This window comes from Pseudomonas sp. PDM09, assembly GCF_014852305.1.
Classification (GTDB): domain Bacteria; phylum Pseudomonadota; class Gammaproteobacteria; order Pseudomonadales; family Pseudomonadaceae; genus Aquipseudomonas.
The window spans coordinates 143,162-160,226 of record NZ_JACVBI010000001.1 but is presented as its reverse complement, the minus strand read 5'-3'; the positions used below and the strand labels follow the sequence as shown (position 1 = coordinate 160,226).

The 17,065-nt window shown below is 59.0% G+C and carries 21 protein-coding genes; 8 read left to right on the top strand and 13 right to left on the bottom strand.

What is annotated here, in order from left to right:
* Window positions 1–33 precede the first annotated feature (33 nt).
* From IB250_RS00665 to IB250_RS00655, 3 genes are all read right to left on the bottom strand, one after another.
* The gene (locus IB250_RS00665; RefSeq protein ID WP_095633955.1) at window positions 34–258 is read right to left on the bottom strand and encodes a hypothetical protein; all 225 of its coding nucleotides are present in this window, start codon (window positions 256–258) and stop codon (window positions 34–36) included.
* Window positions 259–270: 12 nt separating this feature from the next.
* Window positions 271–486, bottom strand: a complete 216-nt coding sequence (locus IB250_RS00660; protein WP_123496536.1) for a DUF6021 family protein — start codon at window positions 484–486, stop codon at window positions 271–273.
* A gap of 96 nt (window positions 487–582) precedes the next feature.
* On the bottom strand, window positions 583–1,311 hold the full coding sequence (locus tag IB250_RS00655) for a peptidase C39 family protein (protein ID WP_192342576.1): 729 nt from the start codon (window positions 1,309–1,311) through the stop codon (window positions 583–585).
* A 171-nt stretch (window positions 1,312–1,482) separates the two neighbouring features.
* Here IB250_RS00655 and IB250_RS00650 point away from each other — a divergent pair, with 171 nt between their 5' ends.
* Window positions 1,483–1,653, top strand: coding sequence for a hypothetical protein (locus tag IB250_RS00650; protein ID WP_225603244.1), 171 nt, complete (start codon window positions 1,483–1,485; stop codon window positions 1,651–1,653).
* A 79-nt stretch (window positions 1,654–1,732) separates the two neighbouring features.
* Here the strand turns inward: IB250_RS00650 and IB250_RS00645 are convergent, their stop codons facing one another.
* A complete protein-coding gene (locus IB250_RS00645) occupies window positions 1,733–2,482 on the bottom strand; it encodes a TerC family protein (RefSeq protein WP_123496530.1) in 750 nt (249 codons plus the stop codon).
* Window positions 2,483–2,509: 27 nt separating this feature from the next.
* Complete coding sequence (locus IB250_RS00640; RefSeq protein ID WP_192342575.1) at window positions 2,510–2,752, bottom strand: hypothetical protein; 243 nt, start codon at window positions 2,750–2,752, stop codon at window positions 2,510–2,512.
* Window positions 2,753–3,035: 283 nt separating this feature from the next.
* On the opposite strand from IB250_RS00640, the gene nhaR reads away from it, so the two are divergent.
* Entirely contained in the window at window positions 3,036–3,935 is a 900-nt protein-coding gene (nhaR, locus tag IB250_RS00635) for a transcriptional activator NhaR (RefSeq protein ID WP_123496526.1), read from the top strand.
* A gap of 4 nt (window positions 3,936–3,939) precedes the next feature.
* Here the strand turns inward: nhaR and IB250_RS00630 are convergent, their stop codons facing one another.
* Window positions 3,940–5,094 (bottom strand): MFS transporter, encoded by a 1,155-nt coding sequence (locus tag IB250_RS00630; protein ID WP_192342574.1) that lies wholly within the window; start codon window positions 5,092–5,094, stop codon window positions 3,940–3,942.
* Between the two features lie 329 nt (window positions 5,095–5,423).
* Between IB250_RS00630 and sstT the strand changes: the two genes are divergently transcribed.
* The gene (sstT, locus tag IB250_RS00625; protein ID WP_192342573.1) at window positions 5,424–6,674 is read left to right on the top strand and encodes a serine/threonine transporter SstT; all 1,251 of its coding nucleotides are present in this window, start codon (window positions 5,424–5,426) and stop codon (window positions 6,672–6,674) included.
* Window positions 6,675–6,794: 120 nt separating this feature from the next.
* Here sstT and IB250_RS00620 read toward each other — a convergent pair whose 3' ends face one another.
* Window positions 6,795–7,304, bottom strand: a complete 510-nt coding sequence (locus IB250_RS00620) for a DUF1993 family protein (RefSeq protein WP_192342572.1) — start codon at window positions 7,302–7,304, stop codon at window positions 6,795–6,797.
* Window positions 7,305–7,444: 140 nt separating this feature from the next.
* Here IB250_RS00620 and IB250_RS00615 point away from each other — a divergent pair, with 140 nt between their 5' ends.
* Window positions 7,445–8,092, top strand: a complete 648-nt coding sequence (locus tag IB250_RS00615) for a YceH family protein (RefSeq protein WP_192342571.1) — start codon at window positions 7,445–7,447, stop codon at window positions 8,090–8,092.
* 219 nt (window positions 8,093–8,311) lie between these two features.
* On the opposite strand, the gene IB250_RS00610 is transcribed toward IB250_RS00615, so the two are convergent.
* Window positions 8,312–8,830, bottom strand: a complete 519-nt coding sequence (locus IB250_RS00610) for a cupin domain-containing protein (RefSeq protein WP_192342570.1) — start codon at window positions 8,828–8,830, stop codon at window positions 8,312–8,314.
* Window positions 8,831–9,042: 212 nt separating this feature from the next.
* Window positions 9,043–9,861, bottom strand: coding sequence for a shikimate 5-dehydrogenase (locus IB250_RS00605; RefSeq protein ID WP_192342569.1), 819 nt, complete (start codon window positions 9,859–9,861; stop codon window positions 9,043–9,045).
* Window positions 9,862–10,100: 239 nt separating this feature from the next.
* Between IB250_RS00605 and IB250_RS00600 the strand changes: the two genes are divergently transcribed.
* From IB250_RS00600 to IB250_RS00590, 3 genes are all read left to right on the top strand, one after another.
* The gene (locus IB250_RS00600; RefSeq protein ID WP_192342568.1) at window positions 10,101–10,475 is read left to right on the top strand and encodes a hypothetical protein; all 375 of its coding nucleotides are present in this window, start codon (window positions 10,101–10,103) and stop codon (window positions 10,473–10,475) included.
* Window positions 10,476–10,669: 194 nt separating this feature from the next.
* Window positions 10,670–10,864, top strand: coding sequence for a hypothetical protein (locus tag IB250_RS00595; protein ID WP_030131554.1), 195 nt, complete (start codon window positions 10,670–10,672; stop codon window positions 10,862–10,864).
* Between the two features lie 100 nt (window positions 10,865–10,964).
* Window positions 10,965–11,147, top strand: a complete 183-nt coding sequence (locus IB250_RS00590) for a hypothetical protein (RefSeq protein ID WP_192342567.1) — start codon at window positions 10,965–10,967, stop codon at window positions 11,145–11,147.
* Here IB250_RS00590 and IB250_RS00585 read toward each other — a convergent pair.
* Window positions 11,144–12,205, bottom strand: a complete 1,062-nt coding sequence (locus IB250_RS00585; protein ID WP_192342566.1) for an AI-2E family transporter — start codon at window positions 12,203–12,205, stop codon at window positions 11,144–11,146. The genes IB250_RS00590 and IB250_RS00585 overlap by 4 nt on opposite strands.
* Window positions 12,206–12,367: 162 nt before the next feature.
* Between IB250_RS00585 and yegQ the strand changes: the two genes are divergently transcribed.
* On the top strand, window positions 12,368–13,705 hold the full coding sequence (gene yegQ, locus IB250_RS00580; RefSeq protein ID WP_192342565.1) for a tRNA 5-hydroxyuridine modification protein YegQ: 1,338 nt from the start codon (window positions 12,368–12,370) through the stop codon (window positions 13,703–13,705).
* Window positions 13,706–13,766: 61 nt separating this feature from the next.
* Here yegQ and IB250_RS00575 read toward each other — a convergent pair whose 3' ends face one another.
* From IB250_RS00575 to IB250_RS00565, 3 genes are all read right to left on the bottom strand, one after another.
* Window positions 13,767–15,011 (bottom strand): lipoprotein-releasing ABC transporter permease subunit, encoded by a 1,245-nt coding sequence (locus IB250_RS00575; protein ID WP_192342564.1) that lies wholly within the window; start codon window positions 15,009–15,011, stop codon window positions 13,767–13,769.
* 64 nt (window positions 15,012–15,075) lie between these two features.
* Entirely contained in the window at window positions 15,076–15,759 is a 684-nt protein-coding gene (lolD, locus tag IB250_RS00570) for a lipoprotein-releasing ABC transporter ATP-binding protein LolD (protein WP_020700644.1), read from the bottom strand.
* A 7-nt stretch (window positions 15,760–15,766) separates the two neighbouring features.
* Window positions 15,767–17,017: a lipoprotein-releasing ABC transporter permease subunit gene (locus tag IB250_RS00565; RefSeq protein ID WP_192342563.1), complete on the bottom strand. Its 1,251-nt coding sequence runs from the start codon at window positions 17,015–17,017 to the stop codon at window positions 15,767–15,769.
* Window positions 17,018–17,065 lie beyond the last annotated feature (48 nt).

Here is a 17,065-nt window from a genome sequence, read left to right as displayed (position 1 = left end):
AAGCCCCGAATATTCGGGGCTTTTTATTCGGGATTAATCATTGGGCAACGGCATCTGATCGTCATCCGGAATGCCGTCCCCCGCACTCGGGTCTTTCCAACCTTGCGGATGCTTTGTGGGCACCACGGTCGGTCTGGCTAATGGATCCCGTAACGGACTGTCCGGGTCCATCACCGGATCCAGATCCGCCTCGGGGGTTGTTGGAACACTGTCTGGAGGATCTGGACGTTTGTCGTCGAAGCTCGAATCGGTAGACATATGCACCTCTGACTAGGTCTTGGGTTTCAGATCGCCCAGTGGATCGTAAGGCTTCGCGGGAGCCTTCTTGCCCGCCTCACCCGGTTTTATATCCTTGGGCGCCTTGGCAGGGCCGATGGGATCGACCTGAGGATCGGCGAGGTCCGGAGAATCAGGGTCGAATCCCAACTCATTATCGGACGAATGCTCGGATGAGTGCGGGCCGACAGGGGTATTGGAATGAGCCATGGGCGCCTCCTGGTCACGACCCGGCAAAGTAATCCGGGCCCTTTACATGAGAGGCCAATAACCCTGAGTGGTGCCCTGCAAGATGACGAACGGAAACTACTGCGCGCTCAACGCTTTTTTCGCCCGGGCTGCCGCCTGTTCCTGACCTGACTGGGCAAGATCGCTCGCCGCTTTCAGCCAGCGCTGCTGATCGACATTGGCCGGAATCTCGTCCGGCTTCTGAATCAATACGGCCCAGCCACCGGCATTCTCGAACGCCGATTCAAAGGCGCTGAACCCCATCAGCAACCGACGCTCCATCCCGGCGCGCAGCAACACCGTCTGCTTCTGACGATTGTAACCGGCGAGAATGGCGTATCGCGGCTCTGCCCAAAACGCCGAGCCTTCCGTGAAGCGCACCATCACCGGATAACCGGCGGCGACCTGGGTCAGCAGCGCCGGCAAATTTTTGTCGAGGGGGTAGACCACCATCCCGTATTCGCGGGCGAGATTCTGCATGTTCTGCTGCAACCGGTCTTCGGCACCCGGCAAATGCAGAGGTTTGTCGAGCAGCCCCGGGGTTATCACGATGCCCTGCCGGGACAGCAGACTAGCCAGCACCTGAGGCCCGCTTTGATAACTTTGCCCACGGTAGAACGTACCGCTGAGTTCGACCCGCTCCGGCAGACGCTTGATCTCAGGCGCCACGCTCCCCGCACAGCCAGCCAGGCCGGCAACGCAGCCAACGATCAGCACCAAAGATCGAATTCGAGAAAATACCCGCACCATCATCACTCTCTTGTTCAGACGCCAGGCAATCGCACAGCCGGCTTGGCCGTCGATCATAGGATGCCGCGCGACAGCGGTATAGCCTTAACCGGCAGTTGATTGCATTCGATAGAGCGAACTGGTTGGTGACAGGCGACTTTTGGTCAATAGCCTGAAATACAGCAGCGGCTAGACTGTCACTTACCAAGGACGAATGTGTGCCCGATGCAGGGCAAAGAGGAGGCACTGATGAGCCTGACAATGACCATTGTAATGTTGATCTCCGGCTGGCTGGCCGTGGCCGCCGCCATGCTGTGGGGCGTTTTGCGTATTACCCGCCGACACCATCACCACCCGGTTCAATCGGCGCCTGTGGCGAACACCGATCAGCCGGCTGCCCACCCCGCCACTGCGCACTGACCGGCGCTTTTCGGTCGTCCAAACTAAAACGGCCGCCTGGACTCTTTCGAGTTCAGGCGGCCGTTTCATTTAACGAAGGTTACGCTTGAGCGGCGATGCGCTTCTGCCTGGCCCGACGCGACAGCATGTTCAAGCCTTCGATCGTGGCCGAGAACGCCATGGCCGCATAGACGTAGCCTTTCGGTACGTGGGCGCCAAAACCTTCGGCGATCAGCGTCATGCCAATCATGATCAGGAAGCCCAGCGCCAGCATCACCACTGTCGGGTTGTCGTTGATGAACTTGGCCAGAGGGTCAGCCGCCAGCAACATCACCAGTACCGACACCACCACCGCGATGATCATGATCGGCAAATGCTCGGTCATGCCGACGGCGGTAATGATGCTGTCGATGGAGAACACCATGTCCAGCATCAGGATCTGCCCAATCGCAGCAGCAAAACCCAGGGTCACGGTCGAGGTGGCCGAGGTCGGATCATCCGGCGCCGGGTCCATGCTGTGATGGATCTCGGTGGTCGCCTTCCACAACAGGAACAGGCCGCCGGCGATCAGGATCATGTCTTTCCAGGAGAACGCATGGCCGAGAATCTCGATCACCGGCTCCGTCAGCTGGACGATGAACGCGATGGTGCTCAACAGTGCCAGGCGCAGGATCAACGCCATGCCGATACCAATCCGTCGCGCCTTCTGGCGATGCTGTTCGGGCAGCTTGTTGGTGAGGATCGAGATGAAGATCAGGTTATCGATGCCGAGCACGATTTCCATCACCACCAGCGTGGCCAGGGCGACCCAGGCAGTGGGGCTTGCAGCAAGTTCTAAAAGGTATTCCATGGGTCAGTCCTGACTCGTTTGAACGGTTTAGATTTCCTGGGACGAAGAGTCGGTTTTGTCCGTCTCTTTGGTTGGTTGTTCTTTCTTGCTGATCAAACCGCCCGTGGCATCGCTGAGCGCTTGCTCGGCCGCTTTGTGGGTATCGTCAATCGCCTGTTTGGCGGTTTCGGCAGCCTTGCCCATCAATTGCTGAGCGCTTTTCTCGGCCTGGTCGCAACCGGCCAACACCAGTAAAGACGTGATCAGCAGTGCCGTGGTTTTAAGCTTCATGATGCTTCCCTCGATAGAACAGACAGAACCGAAAAGGCGATCCGTCGATAGCGAGGCATTCTAAGGAAGCAAACACTTCAGGAAAATTCGTATTTTTAGCGGTTATACTTCGGCTATAACGAATCCAGACAGTGTATGGCGTATGCCTGTAGGAGCTGTCGAGTGAAACGAGGCTGCGATCTTTTGTTTTTAACAAGCAAGATCAAAAGATCGCAGCCTCGTTTCACTCGACAGCTCCTACGACAGCTTCTACAGATGATGTGAACAACGGGATTTCACCAACATGCTTAATTATCGACAGCTGCATTACTTCTGGGTGGTGGCCAAGACCGGCAGCATCGTGCGCGCCTGCGAGCAATTGAACCTGACGCCACAGACCATCAGCGGGCAGATATCCCTGCTCGAGCAAACCTATGGCATCGAGTTGTTCCGCCGGGTCGGCCGACAGCTGGAACTCACCGAAGCCGGACGTCAGACGCTCCCTTACGCCGAGCAGATGTTCCAACTCGGTGGCGAACTGGAGTTGATGCTGCGGGCGCAGCCCAATGAGCAACAGATTCTGTTTCGGGTGGGCGTCGCCGATGTGGTGCCCAAATCCATCGTTTATCGCCTGATCGCACCGACCATGGAGTTGAGCGAGCCCCTGCGTATCACCTGTCGCGAAGACAAACTGGAACGCTTGCTTGCCGACCTGGCGATTCAACGCCTTGATCTGGTGATCTCCGACAGCCCGATGCCCTCGAATCTGGACATCAAAGGCTACAGCCAGAAGCTCGGCGAATGCGGCATCAGCTTCTTCGCCACCGCCGAACTCGCCGCGCGATATGGCCAGGACTTCCCTCACAGCCTGCACGGCGCCCCACTGCTGATTCCCGGACCGGAAACCGTGGTGCGCAGTCGCTTGCAACGCTGGTTTGCCGAACAGCAGATCCAGCCACGGATCGTCGGCGAATTCGACGACAGTGCCCTGATGCAGGCCTTCGGCCAATCCGGCAGCGGGATATTCATCGGCCCGAGTGTGATTGCCGACGAAGTGAAACGCCAATGCGACGTGGAGTTGATCGGCCAGACCGACGCGGTGCGCGAGTCGTTCTACGCCATCTCAGTGGAACGCAAGGTCAAGCACCCCGGCATTGTCGCCATTACCGAAGGTGCCCGACGCGAGTTGTTTGTCGAGATGTGAGGCGTCAGGCGCAGATTTCGCGAGGTTTGAAGGTCATCAGCGCCATCGCCAACAGAATCGAGACCAAGATAAAACCGGCCGCCGCGAAACCCAGGCCACCCAGGCCCACACTGTCGATCACTCGCCCACCGACCATCGCGCCCAGACCGATTCCGAGGTTGGCCCCGGCAATGTTCAGCGATGCAGCAAAGGCCGGAGCTTCAGGCGCAGCCTTCATCAGGCGCACGTGGCTGACCAGGAACAGCGCGGCCTGAGTCACACCCCAAATCCCCATCGCTGCCGCCAGACCAAGGGGTGAATGAATGTTCGGCACCAAGGCCACCATGCCGGCAATCATGAACGCACAAAACGTCACAGAAGCGATCAGCGGATGCCGATCCACCGCACGACCGCCCAACGAGTTGCCGATCAAGCCGACCGCGCCAAAGCCCATCAGGCACCAGCCGACCACCGTGCCGTTGAAACCGGCGAGCCGCTCAAGAATGTCCGCCAGGTAGGTGTACGCGGTGAACATGCCGCTGAACACCAGGATCGACAACAGCACATGCCCCAGCATTAACGGGCTGCGCAGAATTTTGAACTGCGAGCGAAAACTCACCTGATGCTGGTGCAGGTTGGTTTTCGGCAGGTAAATAAACAGCAGCAACGCCTTGGCAAACGCGATCACCGCCAGAATGCCGAAAGCACTGCGCCAGCCGAACGCATCGGAAATCAGCGTACCCACCGGAATGCCGAACACCGTGGCGCAGACGATACCGAAACCGATCTTGGAGATGGCCCGCCCGGCATAGTCCGGCCCGACGATGTCCACTGCAGTTTCACTGGCCAATGCCCAGAACACCGGCAGCCCCAGCGCCGGAATCAATCGCGCAATGGCCATCACCCCGATGTTCGGCGCCAGTGCCGCCAGCGTGTTGGCCAGGCCGAACATGATCAGCACGCTGATAAACAGTTTGCGCCGTTCAAACCTGGCGAAGTACGCCGTCAGGAACGGCCCGAAAGCGGCTACGGTAAAGGCGAACAGGGTCACCAGCAAACCCGCTTGAGGGATGCTGACGTCCAAGTCACGGGCGATTGCCGGCAACAGACCGACGATAATGAACTCCGTGGTCAGCACCGTAAAACCGGCGGCGGACAACAGAAGAATGGGCAACAGCATGCAGAACTCCAGGAAAACGACGACACCAGCGACAGCCCGAAGGCTCACTGGCAGAACTTGAAAATGAGGATGGCGAAGCTTAACAGAGTGTTTGCGGACGAGGTTGCACGAACCTGCAAATCGCGTTGAGCAATCGGGTGGCAGATCGTCACAGGCCTGAAGGATCACGGCTACGCTGTGATAAAGTCCGCGACCTGCGGTACTTACACTTTGCTCATCGGCCATTCACTGGCATTGATGTAGCGACCTTCGGTTCCCTCCATGTGGCCTGCCCGGCTTTTTGCTGCATGAGCACAACCCTGCACCCTAATAAAATCAGAGATGCCGTTATGACCGCTTCATCCCCTTCTCTCTTGCAACGCCTGAAACGCAGCAGCCTGGTCACGCAAATCATCATCGGCCTGATCGCCGGGATTGCCTTGGCGTTGTTCGCGCCTGAGCTGGCCAAGTCCACTGCCTTCATTGGCAAAGTGTTCGTCTCGGCGCTCAAGGCTGTTGCGCCGATTCTGGTGTTCGTGCTGGTCATGGCCTCGATTGCCAACCATAAGCACGGCCAGGAAACCCACATCCGGCCGATTCTGTTTCTGTACCTGCTGGGCACCTTCGCGGCGGCCGTGGTGGCGGTGATTGCCAGTACGCTGTTTCCGTCGAGCCTGGTGCTGTCGACCCAAGACGTTGCGGTGACCGCACCGGGGGGCATCAGCGAAGTGTTGCAGAGTCTGTTGCTCAGCGTAGTCGACAACCCGGTCAGTGCGCTGATGAACGCCAACTTCATCGGCATTCTGGCTTGGGCGATCGGCATGGGTGTTGCGATTCGCCATGCCGGCGAGACGACGCGCGAAGTACTGGGCGATCTGTCCAATGGCGTGACCTTGATCGTGCGTCTGGTGATTCGCTTTGCGCCATTGGGGATCTTTGGCCTGGTGGCCTCGACCCTCGCCACCTCCGGTTTCGGTGCCTTGATCGGTTACATGCATCTGCTGGCTGTGTTGTTGGGCTGCATGCTGTTCGTGGCGCTGGTGATGAACCCGGTCATTGTGTTCTGGAAGCTGCGTCGCAACCCGTATCCGCTGGTATTCACCTGCCTGCGCGAGAGCGGCATCACCGCCTTCTTCACCCGTAGTTCGGCGGCGAATATTCCGGTCAACCTGGAGCTGAGCAAGCGTCTGGGCCTGCACGAAGATACCTATTCGGTGTCGATCCCGCTCGGCGCCACCATCAACATGGCCGGCGCCGCGATCACCATCACCGTGTTGACCCTGGCCGCCGTGCATACCCTGGGCATCGCCGTGGACATTCCGACAGCCATCCTGCTCAGCATCGTCGCGGCGATCTGTGCCTGTGGCGCCTCGGGCGTGGCCGGGGGTTCGTTGTTGCTGATTCCACTGGCGTGCAGCCTGTTCGGCATCCCGAGTGAAATCGCCATGCAAGTGGTAGCGGTCGGCTTCATCATCGGTGTGTTGCAGGACTCGGCGGAAACCGCGCTGAACTCCTCCACCGACGTACTGTTCACCGCGGCGGCGTGCCAGGGTGAGGAGCAGAAGACCCAGAAAGCCCGGGAAGCCCAGCGTCTGGCGTAACAACGCACCTGTAGGAGCCAGGCTGCCGCTCCCACATTTCGCCGACAAGCCTGGCTCTCGGCAAAACGAAAAAGCCCGCCAAGGCGTAAACCTTGGCGGGCTTTTTTGTATCTGGGCGGTTTAGAACGCGCCCATGTAATCGCGCTTGCCCACTTCCACGCCGTTGTGACGCAGCAGTGCGTAAGCGGTGGTCACGTGGAAGAAGAACTGCGGCAAACCATAGCTCAGCAGGTAAGCCTGGCCAGTGAAGCGCTTCTCTTTAGGCGTGCCTGGACGGGTAACGATCTCGATGCCTTCCTTGCCGTCGATCTGCTCGGGTTTGATCTCGCCGATGAAAGCCAGGACCTTGGCGATCAACGCTTGCAGTTCGGCGAAGGTGGTTTCGGTGTCATCGTATTTCGGCAGTTCGACTTCAGCCAGACGCGCCGAAACACCTTTAGCGAAATCGACGGCGATCTGCACCTGACGCACCAGCGGGAACATGTCAGGGTACAGACGGGCTTGCAGGAACGCATTCGGGTCGATGTTTTTCGCGCTAGCGTGGGCTTCGGCCTTGCTCAGGTTGTTGCTCAGGGCATTGAGCATTTGCTGGAAAACCGGAACGGAAGCGGCGTACAGGGAAATAGTCATGATGGTCTCGTGTGGTGACAGGAGTAAAAACCTGGAGCGATTATAGCCATGCCCGACCGCCCTGCGGCTTGTCTTTTATCCTGCAAGGATTAGGCTAGGCGGCTTCGACTGCATGCTTCGACTGCATAGGGAAAAGCGCGATGAGCACTGAGCAAGAAACGACCTCCGACGAACCGCGGCTCAACAGCACGGAAATCCGCATTCTGGGCTCGTTGATCGAGAAACAGGCCACCAGCCCGGAAACCTATCCGCTGACGCTCAATGCGCTGGTGATTGCCTGCAACCAGAAAACCAGCCGCGAACCGGTAATGAACCTCAGCCAGGGCCAGGTTGGCCAGAGCCTGCGCGTTCTGGAAGGTCGCGGCTTCACAAGACTGGTAATGGGCAGCCGCGCCGACCGTTGGGAGCATCGGGTCGACAAGGCGCTGGAACTGGTGCCGGCGCAGGTGATTCTGACGGGGCTGTTATTTCTGCGCGGCCCGCAGACGGTCAACGAACTGCTGACCCGCAGCGGCCGCATGCATGACTTCGAAGATGCCGAGCAGGTGGTGCATCAACTGGAGCGCTTGATCGCCAGGGGTCTGGCGCTGTTGATCCCGCGCCAGGCCGGCCAGCGCGAAGACCGTTACATGCATGCACTGGGCGATCCGGCGGATATCGAAGCGATCCTGGCTGCCCGGCAGAACCCGGCGGAACGTGGCACCAGCAGCGGTGTGTCGGTTGAGCGAATCGAAGAGCTTGAAGCGCGGATTGCGGCGCTGGAAGAGCGCTTGGCACGCCTCGAATAGCCCCTTGGCCGATGCGCTGTAGCCTTTAGCCCTGTAGCAGCTGCCGAGCCTGCGAGGCTGCGTTCGGCTGCGCAGCAGTCGTAAACCCTGCACGCACGGTTTTCCTGAAGTACCGAGTCGTCTGAATTTACGACTGCTATCGCAGCCGAACGCAGCCTCGCAGGCTCGGCAGCTGCTACAGGGCTGCGTTGCTACAAGGATGTGCTCAACGCTGACGGCCTACTCGCCGTCCCAATAATCCACGCCATCGGCCTGCCTGGCGACGGCGACGAAGCCCGAAGCATTGCCTTGGGCATCGACCTTGAAGTCGTCCATCACCACGTATTTTCCGGAATCCGGGTATTCGCAAATGTCCGGTGATTGCTGACTGCTGACCGCCAGATAGCGCAATTCGCCGTTGCTGGTGTTGATGATCTGGTGCGCGGCTTCAGGACCACCCGCCGGGCAGGCAATCACATCACCAGCGCGGATCGGAAAGCGTTCGGCACCCAGGCGAATCTCCCCCTCCCCGGCCACGATGTAGAACATCTCCTCGTTGACCCGATGGTTATGAAAAGGACTGCCACGCATGCCAGGCTCCAGGGCATACAACCGATAACCCAGCTTTTGCGCGCCCAGTTGCTGGCCGATGCGTGCTAGGCGTTGCTGATAGCGGCCGGCAGCGTCTCCGGTGGGAGCAAACTCTTTGGGCAGCGGTAAAAGTTCGGCCTGATCCAGGTTGAGAATGGCGGGATGCATGAAAACCTCGGTCACGGTGGCTGGAGAGCAAGTCTTCGCTTGCTGGTGGCCAGTATAGGCGGGGATATTCGTGGGCAAGGCTAGGGCAGGCTGGAAACCGAGTCGCGGCAATCGCGAGCAAGCCCGCTCCCACAGGTGACCAAGTTGGTCCAGACTAATGCGGTCAAGTGTGGGAGCGGGCTTGCCCGCGATTGGGCCAGTACAGTCAACTGTCAGCTGCGGGCAAACGCCACGGCTTTCTGGAACTGCTCATCGGTCGGCCGCACACCGGTGTACAACACGAACTGTTCCAGTGCCTGGATCGCAATCACTTCCAGCCCGGTGATCACGCGCTTGCCTTCGGCACGACCGCGCACGATCAACGGTGTTTCCGAGGGGATCGCCACCACATCGAAGACAGTTTCCGCCGCAGCGATAACATCAGGCTCAAACGCCAGTTGATCGGCCTCCGGCCCGCCGGTCATGCCGATGGGCGTGACGTTGATCAGCATCTGCGGGCGTTGAGCGCCCAACTCCGCCTGCCAGTGATAACCCAACGATTCAGCCAAAGCACGCCCGGCGCGCTCGTTCCGGGCGACAATCAGGCCATTTTTGTAGCCGCCATCGCGCAAGGCACTGGCCACAGCCTTGGCCATGCCGCCGCTGCCGCGCAGGGCAAAGGTCGAATCCTCGGGAACCTGATGGGTTTCAAGCAACTGGGCAATGGCGATGTAATCGGTGTTATAGGCCTTGAGATGACCGCTGGTATTCACAATAGTATTGATCGATTGGATGGCCTCAGCCGATGCATCCAGCTCATCGACCAACGCAATACAGGCTTCCTTGAACGGCATCGATACCCCGCAACCCCGGATGCCCAAGGCGCGAATGCCGCCCACAGCGCCCGGCAAGTCCTGGCTGCTGAAGGCCTTGTAGTAAAAATTCAGGCCCAGTTGTTCGTACAGATGGTTATGAAACCGCAGGCCAAAATTGCCGGGGCGCCCCGAGAGTGACATGCACAGCTGAGTGTCTCTGTTGGGGTTCATCTGCATTGGAATCTCCTTCAATAGCACTTTCGGATGGACGGGATTAGCCACTTCAGCGGTTCTGATTGATCATAAAAGCCAGTCTGCACCTGGCACACAGCCGTAAAGAAGCCGGTACAGACCTTACACAAAATTTACCCAACGGCTGTGCTGATTTTCAAAAAAATGCTGTCTTAGAAGTATCCCCGCGACAACTTGTGTCTATTGCAGACGCGAGCGCCGGGTCGAAGAACCGAGGACTTATCATGATCCGTAAAATCCCCACAGTAGCCTTGCTGATCGGTGCTCTTGCTATCGCAGGGCAGGCAGAAGCAGGTGGTCATGGTCATGGCGGCTGGGAAGGTCCGGCTGTGTTTGGTGCGATCGTCGGCTCGGCAATCATTGGCTCCGCAATAATCGGCCGCGACCGTCCAGTGTATGTGGAGCAACCGGTCTACGTTCAGCCACAACCGGTGTACGTGCAGCCACCGCCTGTTTATTACCAACCGGCGCCGGTCTACGTTCAACAACCGATGTACTACCGCCCGGCACCGATCTATTACGGTCCGCCACGCGGGTATGGTCCACCACGCGGCTACTACGGCCCTCCCCATGGTTATTATCGTGGCGACCGCTGGTAACACGCACATCAGGCCCCGCTATAAAAGCGGGGCCTTTTTTGTGACCACTGGCCGGACGAAGTCTGAATAAATCTCGTCAAGGTCGCTGTCGGGACAGTACCGGCAGGTAAAGTTGGTCATATTTATGTCATGTCCGATCCGCAAGCTTGGATCTGTCCGTAAACAACAGGTTGATAAAAACAAGGACGACCTTCATGCCCACACAAAACCCGCATCGCATTGTCGGCTTGTGCACTTCCGGCAAGGTGTACAACGCACTGACCGAACTCAAGCACCTGGAAGGCCATCGCAGCGCAAAATTCCTCTCGCTACTGGCAGAAAACCTGGTGCGCAAAGGCCTGCTCAATGAGCAGGAAGTGGTGCATATGCTTGATCAAGTGGTGGATTGACCGCAGGACTCATTGGCATCAATGACGACTATCGAAAGCGTTGATTGTCCGTTCAAGCGTCCGATCCGTAAGGTAGCTCCATAGATTAATGGAGGTACTTATGGCTCAGGTTCAGATCATGTCCGTTATCGGCAGCGCCGTTCCCGCACAGCTCAGAGCGCGAGGATTGCTTGCCTGTTGGTATCTGGTGCAGGACGGCGAACCGATCAGCGGCCCGCTCACCTCGCTTCCCGCCGCCCAAGCCCTGTCACAACGTATCGACGCAGGCCAGCTCAGCGCTTAAGGCAGCTGAACCTTGGGCTTGGAATCGATGAAAATCGCCCAGCTCGACACGAACAGCGCCGCGATCAACGGCCCTATGACAAAACCGTTCAGGCCAAAAAGCGCGAGGCCGCCCAAGGTCGAGATAAGGATCAGGTAGTCCGGCATTTTGGTGTCCTTGCCCACCAGGATCGGTCGCAGAACGTTGTCCACCAGGCCGATCACGAACACTCCGAACAAGGTCAGCACCGTGGCCTGCCAGATCGCGCCGCTGAACAGGAAATACGCCGCCACCGGTATCCAGACGATCCCCGCCCCCACCGCCGGCAACAGCGACAGAAACGCCATCAACACCGCCCAGAGCAGCACGCTCGGGATGCCCAGAAACCAGAAAATAAAACCACCCAATGCCCCTTGCGTGATCGCTACCACCACATTGCCCTTCACCGTGGCCCGCACCACTCGATTGAACTTGAGTTGCAAACGACGTTTCTGGTTGTCTTCCAGCGGTATCGCCGCACGTACTTTACGTGCCAGTTCGGACCCGTCCCGCAGGAAGAAAAACAGCAGGTACAGCATGACGAAAAAGCTCACCACGAATTCGAACGTGCCCTGACCAAAGTTGAACGCCTTGGTCGCGACAAACTGGCTGCCTTGCATCGTGCTCTTGATGATGTTCTCCCGAAGCCCGCTCAGCTCACCCATGCCGAAACGGTCGAGCAAGTACTGAACATAGGGCGGCAGACTTTGCTTGAACTGCGACACATAGCCGGCGATGTCCAGTTCGCCGCTTTCGATTCTGTTGTAGAGTGCCGCGCCTTCCTGAACCAGCAAGGTACTGATGGTGATTACCGGCAGGATCGCGATCACCACGCAGAGACTCAAGGTGAACAGGGCCGTCAGGTTGCGTGGCCAGCCGAACCTCTGTTGCAACTGATGCTGCAAGGGTGAAAAAAGAATGCCGAGGATGACCGCCCAGAACACCGCGCCATAGAGCGGCAGCAGAATCCATATGAAGGCAATGCTCACCAGGGTCAGCAAGACCATCAGCGAGGTGTTTTGCAGCTTCGTTTCGTTCATGTCCGATCCATGTCAGTGCACAGGGGCGCCAACGCGCGTCTTGATGTTTAGTCCGCCACGGCTCGCGCGAGTGCCATCCGTTTTTCATCAAGCATAGATCCAGATCAATAAACCCCGCGGGCAAGCCGCTTACCCTTGCCGGCTTTTGCGATCGACACTGCCATGACCAGCACCATAACGCTCACGCCCCCGGAACTGCTCGCCCCCGCCGGCACCCTGAAAAACATGCGTTATGCCTTCGCCTATGGCGCCGATGCGGTGTACGCCGGCCAGCCGCGCTACAGCCTGCGGGTGCGCAACAACGAATTCGATCACGCCAACCTCGCGCTCGGCATCGCCGAGGCCCAGGCTCAGGGCAAGCGTTTCTATGTGGTGGTGAACATCGCCCCGCACAACGCCAAGCTCAAAACGTTCTTGAAGGACCTGGAACCGGTGATCGCCATGGCGCCGGACGCGCTGATCATGTCCGACCCAGGCCTGATCATGCTGGTGCGCCGGCACTTCCCGCAGATGCCGATCCACTTGTCAGTGCAGGCCAACACGGTGAACTGGGCCAGCGTCGAGTTCTGGCAGCAACAGGGCTTGAGCCGGATCATCCTGTCCCGCGAACTGTCGCTGGAAGAAATCGCCGAAATCCGCCAGCAGGTCCCGGCGATGGAGCTGGAAGTGTTCGTCCACGGCGCGTTGTGCATGGCCTATTCCGGGCGCTGTCTGTTGTCGGGCTATATGAACAAGCGCGACGCCAATCAGGGCAGTTGCACCAACGCCTGTCGCTGGAAATACTCGGCGACACCGGCCAGCGAAAATCAGCTCGGCGAAATCGTTCAGCAGTTCCGCCCCGAACCGACCCTGGGCATCGGCGCGCCGACCGATCAAGTGTTCCTGCTGCAAGAAGCCAATCGCCCTGACGACCTGATGCCGGCGTTCGAGGATGAACACGGCACCTACATCATGAACGCCAAGGACCTGCGCGCCGTGCAGCATGTCGAGCGCCTGACGCAGATGGGCGTACATTCATTGAAGATCGAAGGCCGGACCAAATCGCACTTCTATTGCGCGCGCACCACCCAGGTGTATCGCCGCGCAATCGATGATGCGGTGGCTGGCCGAGCGTTTGATCGCAGCTTGATGACTGATCTGGAATCCCTGGCCCAACGTGGTTATACCGAAGGTTTTCTGCGTCGACATGTGCATGACGAATATCAGAATTACCAGAACGGCAGCTCGGTTTCAGAGCGTCAGCAGTTCGTGGGTGAGCTGACTGGCGAACGCCGGGATCGGCTGGCCGAGGTGCGGGTAAAGAATCGCTTTGGTATGGGCGATCACATGGAACTGATGACGCCCAAGGGTAATTTCCACTTCGACTTGCATCAGTTGCAGAACGTCAAAGGCGAGGCCGTTGAAGTGGCGCCGGGGGATGGGCACACGGTGTATTTACCGATACCGGACGCGGTGGATCTGCGCTTTGGGTTGTTAATGCGCGATGTCAGCATGAGCTAGAAAACCTGAGCGACAAGCCCCCTGTAGGAGCGAGGCTTGCCCGCGAAAGCGATGTAATGACTTACGAATACCGCAACGCCGTAGCCGGCTCGACTTTCGCCGCCCGCCATGCCGGATACACCGTCGCCAAAAAGCTCATGATGAAACCGGCGGAACAGATCAACAACACATCCGCACCCTGCAGTTCCGATGGCAAGTTACTGACAAAGTACACATCGGAACTGAAGATGTGCTGCCCGCTGACCCGCTCCATCCAGCCCACCAGCTCACTGACGTTCAGCGCTGCGATCACGCCCAGTACGCCGCCAATCAAGGTGCCGACAACCCCGATCACCGTGCCCTGCACCATGAAGATCGCCATGATCTGCCGAGGCGTCGCGCCGATGGTGCGCAGGATTGCGATGTCCGCGCCCTTATCGTTCACCACCATGATCAGGGTCGCAATGATGTTGAACGCCGCCACCGCGACGATCATCAGCAACAGTAGGCCGATCATGGTTTTTTCCATCTTCATCGCGCTGAACAGACTGCCCTGGGTGTGGGTCCAGTCGTCAGCCTTGTAGGCAGCGCCCAGGCCTGTCGCGATCTCGCTCGACACTTGTGGCGCGGCGTACAGATCCTTCACCGCCAGGCGCACGCTCTGCACTTGATTGGGCTGCCAATGTTGCATTTGCGCGGCATCGGCGAGGTGAATCAGCGCCATTGAGCCGTCCAGCTCGGCGCCAACCTTGAACACGCCCACCACGTTCAGCCGCTGCATGCGCGGAGTGATGCCGCCCGGTGCGGTGCTGATTTCCGGCACGATCAGGGTGATCTTGTCGCCGACGTTCAAGCGAAAGCGCCGCGCAGTGATCTCACCGATCACCACGCCAAACTCGCCGGGCTTCAAGGCGTCCAGACGCCCCTGAACAATGTGGTTGGCAACGATCGACACCTTGCCTTCCAGCGCCGGGTCGACACCGCTGACCTGAATCGGCTGCATCGTGCCCTTGTAGGACAGCATGCCTTCCATCTCGGTGAACGGCACCGCCGCCGTCACTTCAGGATTCTTCATCGCCGCGGCGGCCACCGGCTGCCAATCGTCTATAGGGTTCACGCCGACGATGGTCGCGTGGGGCACCATGCCGAGAATGCGCGAGCTCATTTCGCGCTGGAAGCCGTTCATTACCGACAACACCACGATCATCGCCAGCACGCCCAGGGCGAGGCCGATCATCGAGGTCATCGAGATGAAGGAAACAAAGCGATTGCGGCGCTTGGCGCGGGTATAGCGCGCGCCGATAAAGATCGATAACGGTCTGAACATTCGCTGGGCACCGTATAAAAATAAAAGACCCGACGTACTGTTCAGTACGTCGGGTTTCGGTCAATCAGATGGGTGTCAGGTAACCTTCCTGCAAATGCAGGACGCGATCCATCTGGCGGGCCAGGTTCATGTCATGGGTCACCACCAGGAACGCGGTGCGCATCGAGGTGCTGAGTTCCAGCATCAAATCCTGAATGCCCTGGGCGGTGTGGGAGTCGAGGTTGCCGGTCGGCTCGTCGAGCATCACCAGGCCTGGCTTGTTCACCAGGGCACGGGCAATGGCCACACGCTGGCGTTCGCCACCGGACAATTCCGCCGGTTTGTGCTCCAGACGATGGCCCAGCCCTACCCGCTCCAGCAACGCCGTCGCACGCTGACGCGCTTCCGGGATCGCGGTTTTACCGATCAGCAGCGGCATGCAGACGTTTTCCAGCGCGGTGAACTCAGGCAGCAAGTGGTGGAACTGGTAAACGAAACCCAGCGACCGATTGCGCAGCAGGCCACGGGCCTTTTCATTCAGTGCCGAGAGTTCTTCACCGGCCAGCCAGACGCTGCCCTTGGTCGGCGTATCGAGACCGCCCAGCAGGTTGAGCAAGGTACTTTTGCCCGAACCCGAGGTACCGACGATCGCCACGCGTTCGCCGGGATGCAATTCCAGTTGCAGACCCGCCAGAACCTCTACCGATTCCGGGCCTTCCACGTAGGATTTGCCCAGGTTGCGGCAGCTCAAGATTGCTTTATCACTCATGCCCGACTCACTCATAACGTAGCGCCTCCGCAGGCTGGGTGCGCGCGGCACGCCAGGCTGGATACAGGGTGGCGAGGAAACTCAGAACCAACGCGGCGGCGCAGACCATCAACACGTCCTGGCTCTGCACTTGCGACGGCAGGTAATCGATGAAATACACGTCGGCGTTCAGGAATTTGTGGCCGATCACCCCTTCAAGGGCGGAGATCGCGGCGCTGACGTTCAGCGCGGCGAAGATCCCGACCACCGCGCCAATCAGCGTACCGACCACGCCAATGACCGTGCCCTGGACCATGAAGATCGCCATGATCTGCCCCGGCGTAGAGCCCAGGGTGCGCAGGATCGCGATATCTCCTTTCTTGTCATTCACCACCATTACCAGCGTGGAGATGATATTGAACGCCGCCACGGCGACGATCAGCAGCAACAGCAGGCCGATCATGGCTTTTTCCATGCGGATCGCTTGATACAGATTGCCGTGGGTGCGGGTCCAGTCTCGGGCGTAATACTGGTCTTCGCCAAGTTGCTGAGCGATGGTCCACGCCACGCGTGGTGCCTGGAAAAGATCGTCGAACTTCAAGCGCAGGCCCTGGACCTGATCCGGCTTCCAGCGGTGCAGCTTCGCCAGATCCTGCAGGTTAGTGATGCCCAGATAGCCGTCGATCTCACCGGCCCCGACGTGGAAGATGCCGACCACGGTAAAGCGTTTCATGCGCGGGAACATCCCGGCCGGGGTCACGGTGACTTCCGGCGCGACAAACGTCAGTTTGTCGCCGACCGCCACGCCGAGCTTGGCAGCGGCCTTGTCGCCGATGACGATGCCGAAACTGCCCGGCGCCAGGTCATCGAGTTTGCCCTGCTGCATGAAGTTATCAATGATCGACACCTGCCGTTCCTGCACAGGGTCGATGGCATTGAGCAGCACCTTGGAGACCTTGCCGTTGTTGGTCAGCAGGCCCTGCATCTGGACGAAGGGCGCAACCGCGGCCACCTGCGGGTTCTGCTTGACCTGGGCGGCCAGACTTTGCCAGTCGCTGATCGGCTCACCGGACTCGATGGTCGCGTGGGGCACCATGCCCAGCACGCGGGTGCGCATCTCATGATCGAAGCCGTTCATGACCGACAGCACGACGATCATCACGACCACGCCAAGGGCGAGTCCGATCATCGAGGTCAGGGAAATGAACGACACAAAATGATTGCGACGCTTTGCACGGGTATAACGCGTGCCAATAAATACGAAGAGAGGTCTGAACATGTCGGGGCTTGTTCGGAGGGAAAAGGAACGTCCTTGTGGCGGGGGTCG

What these genes read in the sequence shown, in the direction of transcription:
- IB250_RS00605 (WP_192342569.1), bottom strand. Translation starts at nt 9,861, where the DNA reads ATGCAGATGAACCCCAACAGAGACACTCAGCTGTGCATGTCACTCTCG.
- IB250_RS00645 (WP_123496530.1), bottom strand. Translation starts at nt 2,482, where the DNA reads ATGGAATACCTTTTAGAACTTGCTGCAAGCCCCACTGCCTGGGTCGCC.
- IB250_RS00615 (WP_192342571.1), top strand. Translation starts at nt 7,445, where the DNA reads ATGAGCACTGAGCAAGAAACGACCTCCGACGAACCGCGGCTCAACAGC.
- IB250_RS00610 (WP_192342570.1), bottom strand. Translation starts at nt 8,830, where the DNA reads ATGCATCCCGCCATTCTCAACCTGGATCAGGCCGAACTTTTACCGCTG.
- IB250_RS00620 (WP_192342572.1), bottom strand. Translation starts at nt 7,304, where the DNA reads ATGACTATTTCCCTGTACGCCGCTTCCGTTCCGGTTTTCCAGCAAATG.
- nhaR (WP_123496526.1), top strand. Translation starts at nt 3,036, where the DNA reads ATGCTTAATTATCGACAGCTGCATTACTTCTGGGTGGTGGCCAAGACC.
- IB250_RS00565 (WP_192342563.1), bottom strand. Translation starts at nt 17,017, where the DNA reads ATGTTCAGACCTCTCTTCGTATTTATTGGCACGCGTTATACCCGTGCA.
- lolD (WP_020700644.1), bottom strand. Translation starts at nt 15,759, where the DNA reads ATGAGTGATAAAGCAATCTTGAGCTGCCGCAACCTGGGCAAATCCTAC.
- IB250_RS00595 (WP_030131554.1), top strand. Translation starts at nt 10,670, where the DNA reads ATGCCCACACAAAACCCGCATCGCATTGTCGGCTTGTGCACTTCCGGC.
- IB250_RS00600 (WP_192342568.1), top strand. Translation starts at nt 10,101, where the DNA reads ATGATCCGTAAAATCCCCACAGTAGCCTTGCTGATCGGTGCTCTTGCT.
- yegQ (WP_192342565.1), top strand. Translation starts at nt 12,368, where the DNA reads ATGACCAGCACCATAACGCTCACGCCCCCGGAACTGCTCGCCCCCGCC.
- IB250_RS00575 (WP_192342564.1), bottom strand. Translation starts at nt 15,011, where the DNA reads ATGTTCAGACCGTTATCGATCTTTATCGGCGCGCGCTATACCCGCGCC.
- sstT (WP_192342573.1), top strand. Translation starts at nt 5,424, where the DNA reads ATGACCGCTTCATCCCCTTCTCTCTTGCAACGCCTGAAACGCAGCAGC.
- IB250_RS00590 (WP_192342567.1), top strand. Translation starts at nt 10,965, where the DNA reads ATGGCTCAGGTTCAGATCATGTCCGTTATCGGCAGCGCCGTTCCCGCA.
- IB250_RS00585 (WP_192342566.1), bottom strand. Translation starts at nt 12,205, where the DNA reads ATGAACGAAACGAAGCTGCAAAACACCTCGCTGATGGTCTTGCTGACC.
- IB250_RS00655 (WP_192342576.1), bottom strand. Translation starts at nt 1,311, where the DNA reads ATGATCGACGGCCAAGCCGGCTGTGCGATTGCCTGGCGTCTGAACAAG.
- IB250_RS00665 (WP_095633955.1), bottom strand. Translation starts at nt 258, where the DNA reads ATGTCTACCGATTCGAGCTTCGACGACAAACGTCCAGATCCTCCAGAC.
- IB250_RS00630 (WP_192342574.1), bottom strand. Translation starts at nt 5,094, where the DNA reads ATGCTGTTGCCCATTCTTCTGTTGTCCGCCGCCGGTTTTACGGTGCTG.
- IB250_RS00640 (WP_192342575.1), bottom strand. Translation starts at nt 2,752, where the DNA reads ATGAAGCTTAAAACCACGGCACTGCTGATCACGTCTTTACTGGTGTTG.
- IB250_RS00650 (WP_225603244.1), top strand. Translation starts at nt 1,483, where the DNA reads ATGAGCCTGACAATGACCATTGTAATGTTGATCTCCGGCTGGCTGGCC.
- IB250_RS00660 (WP_123496536.1), bottom strand. Translation starts at nt 486, where the DNA reads ATGGCTCATTCCAATACCCCTGTCGGCCCGCACTCATCCGAGCATTCG.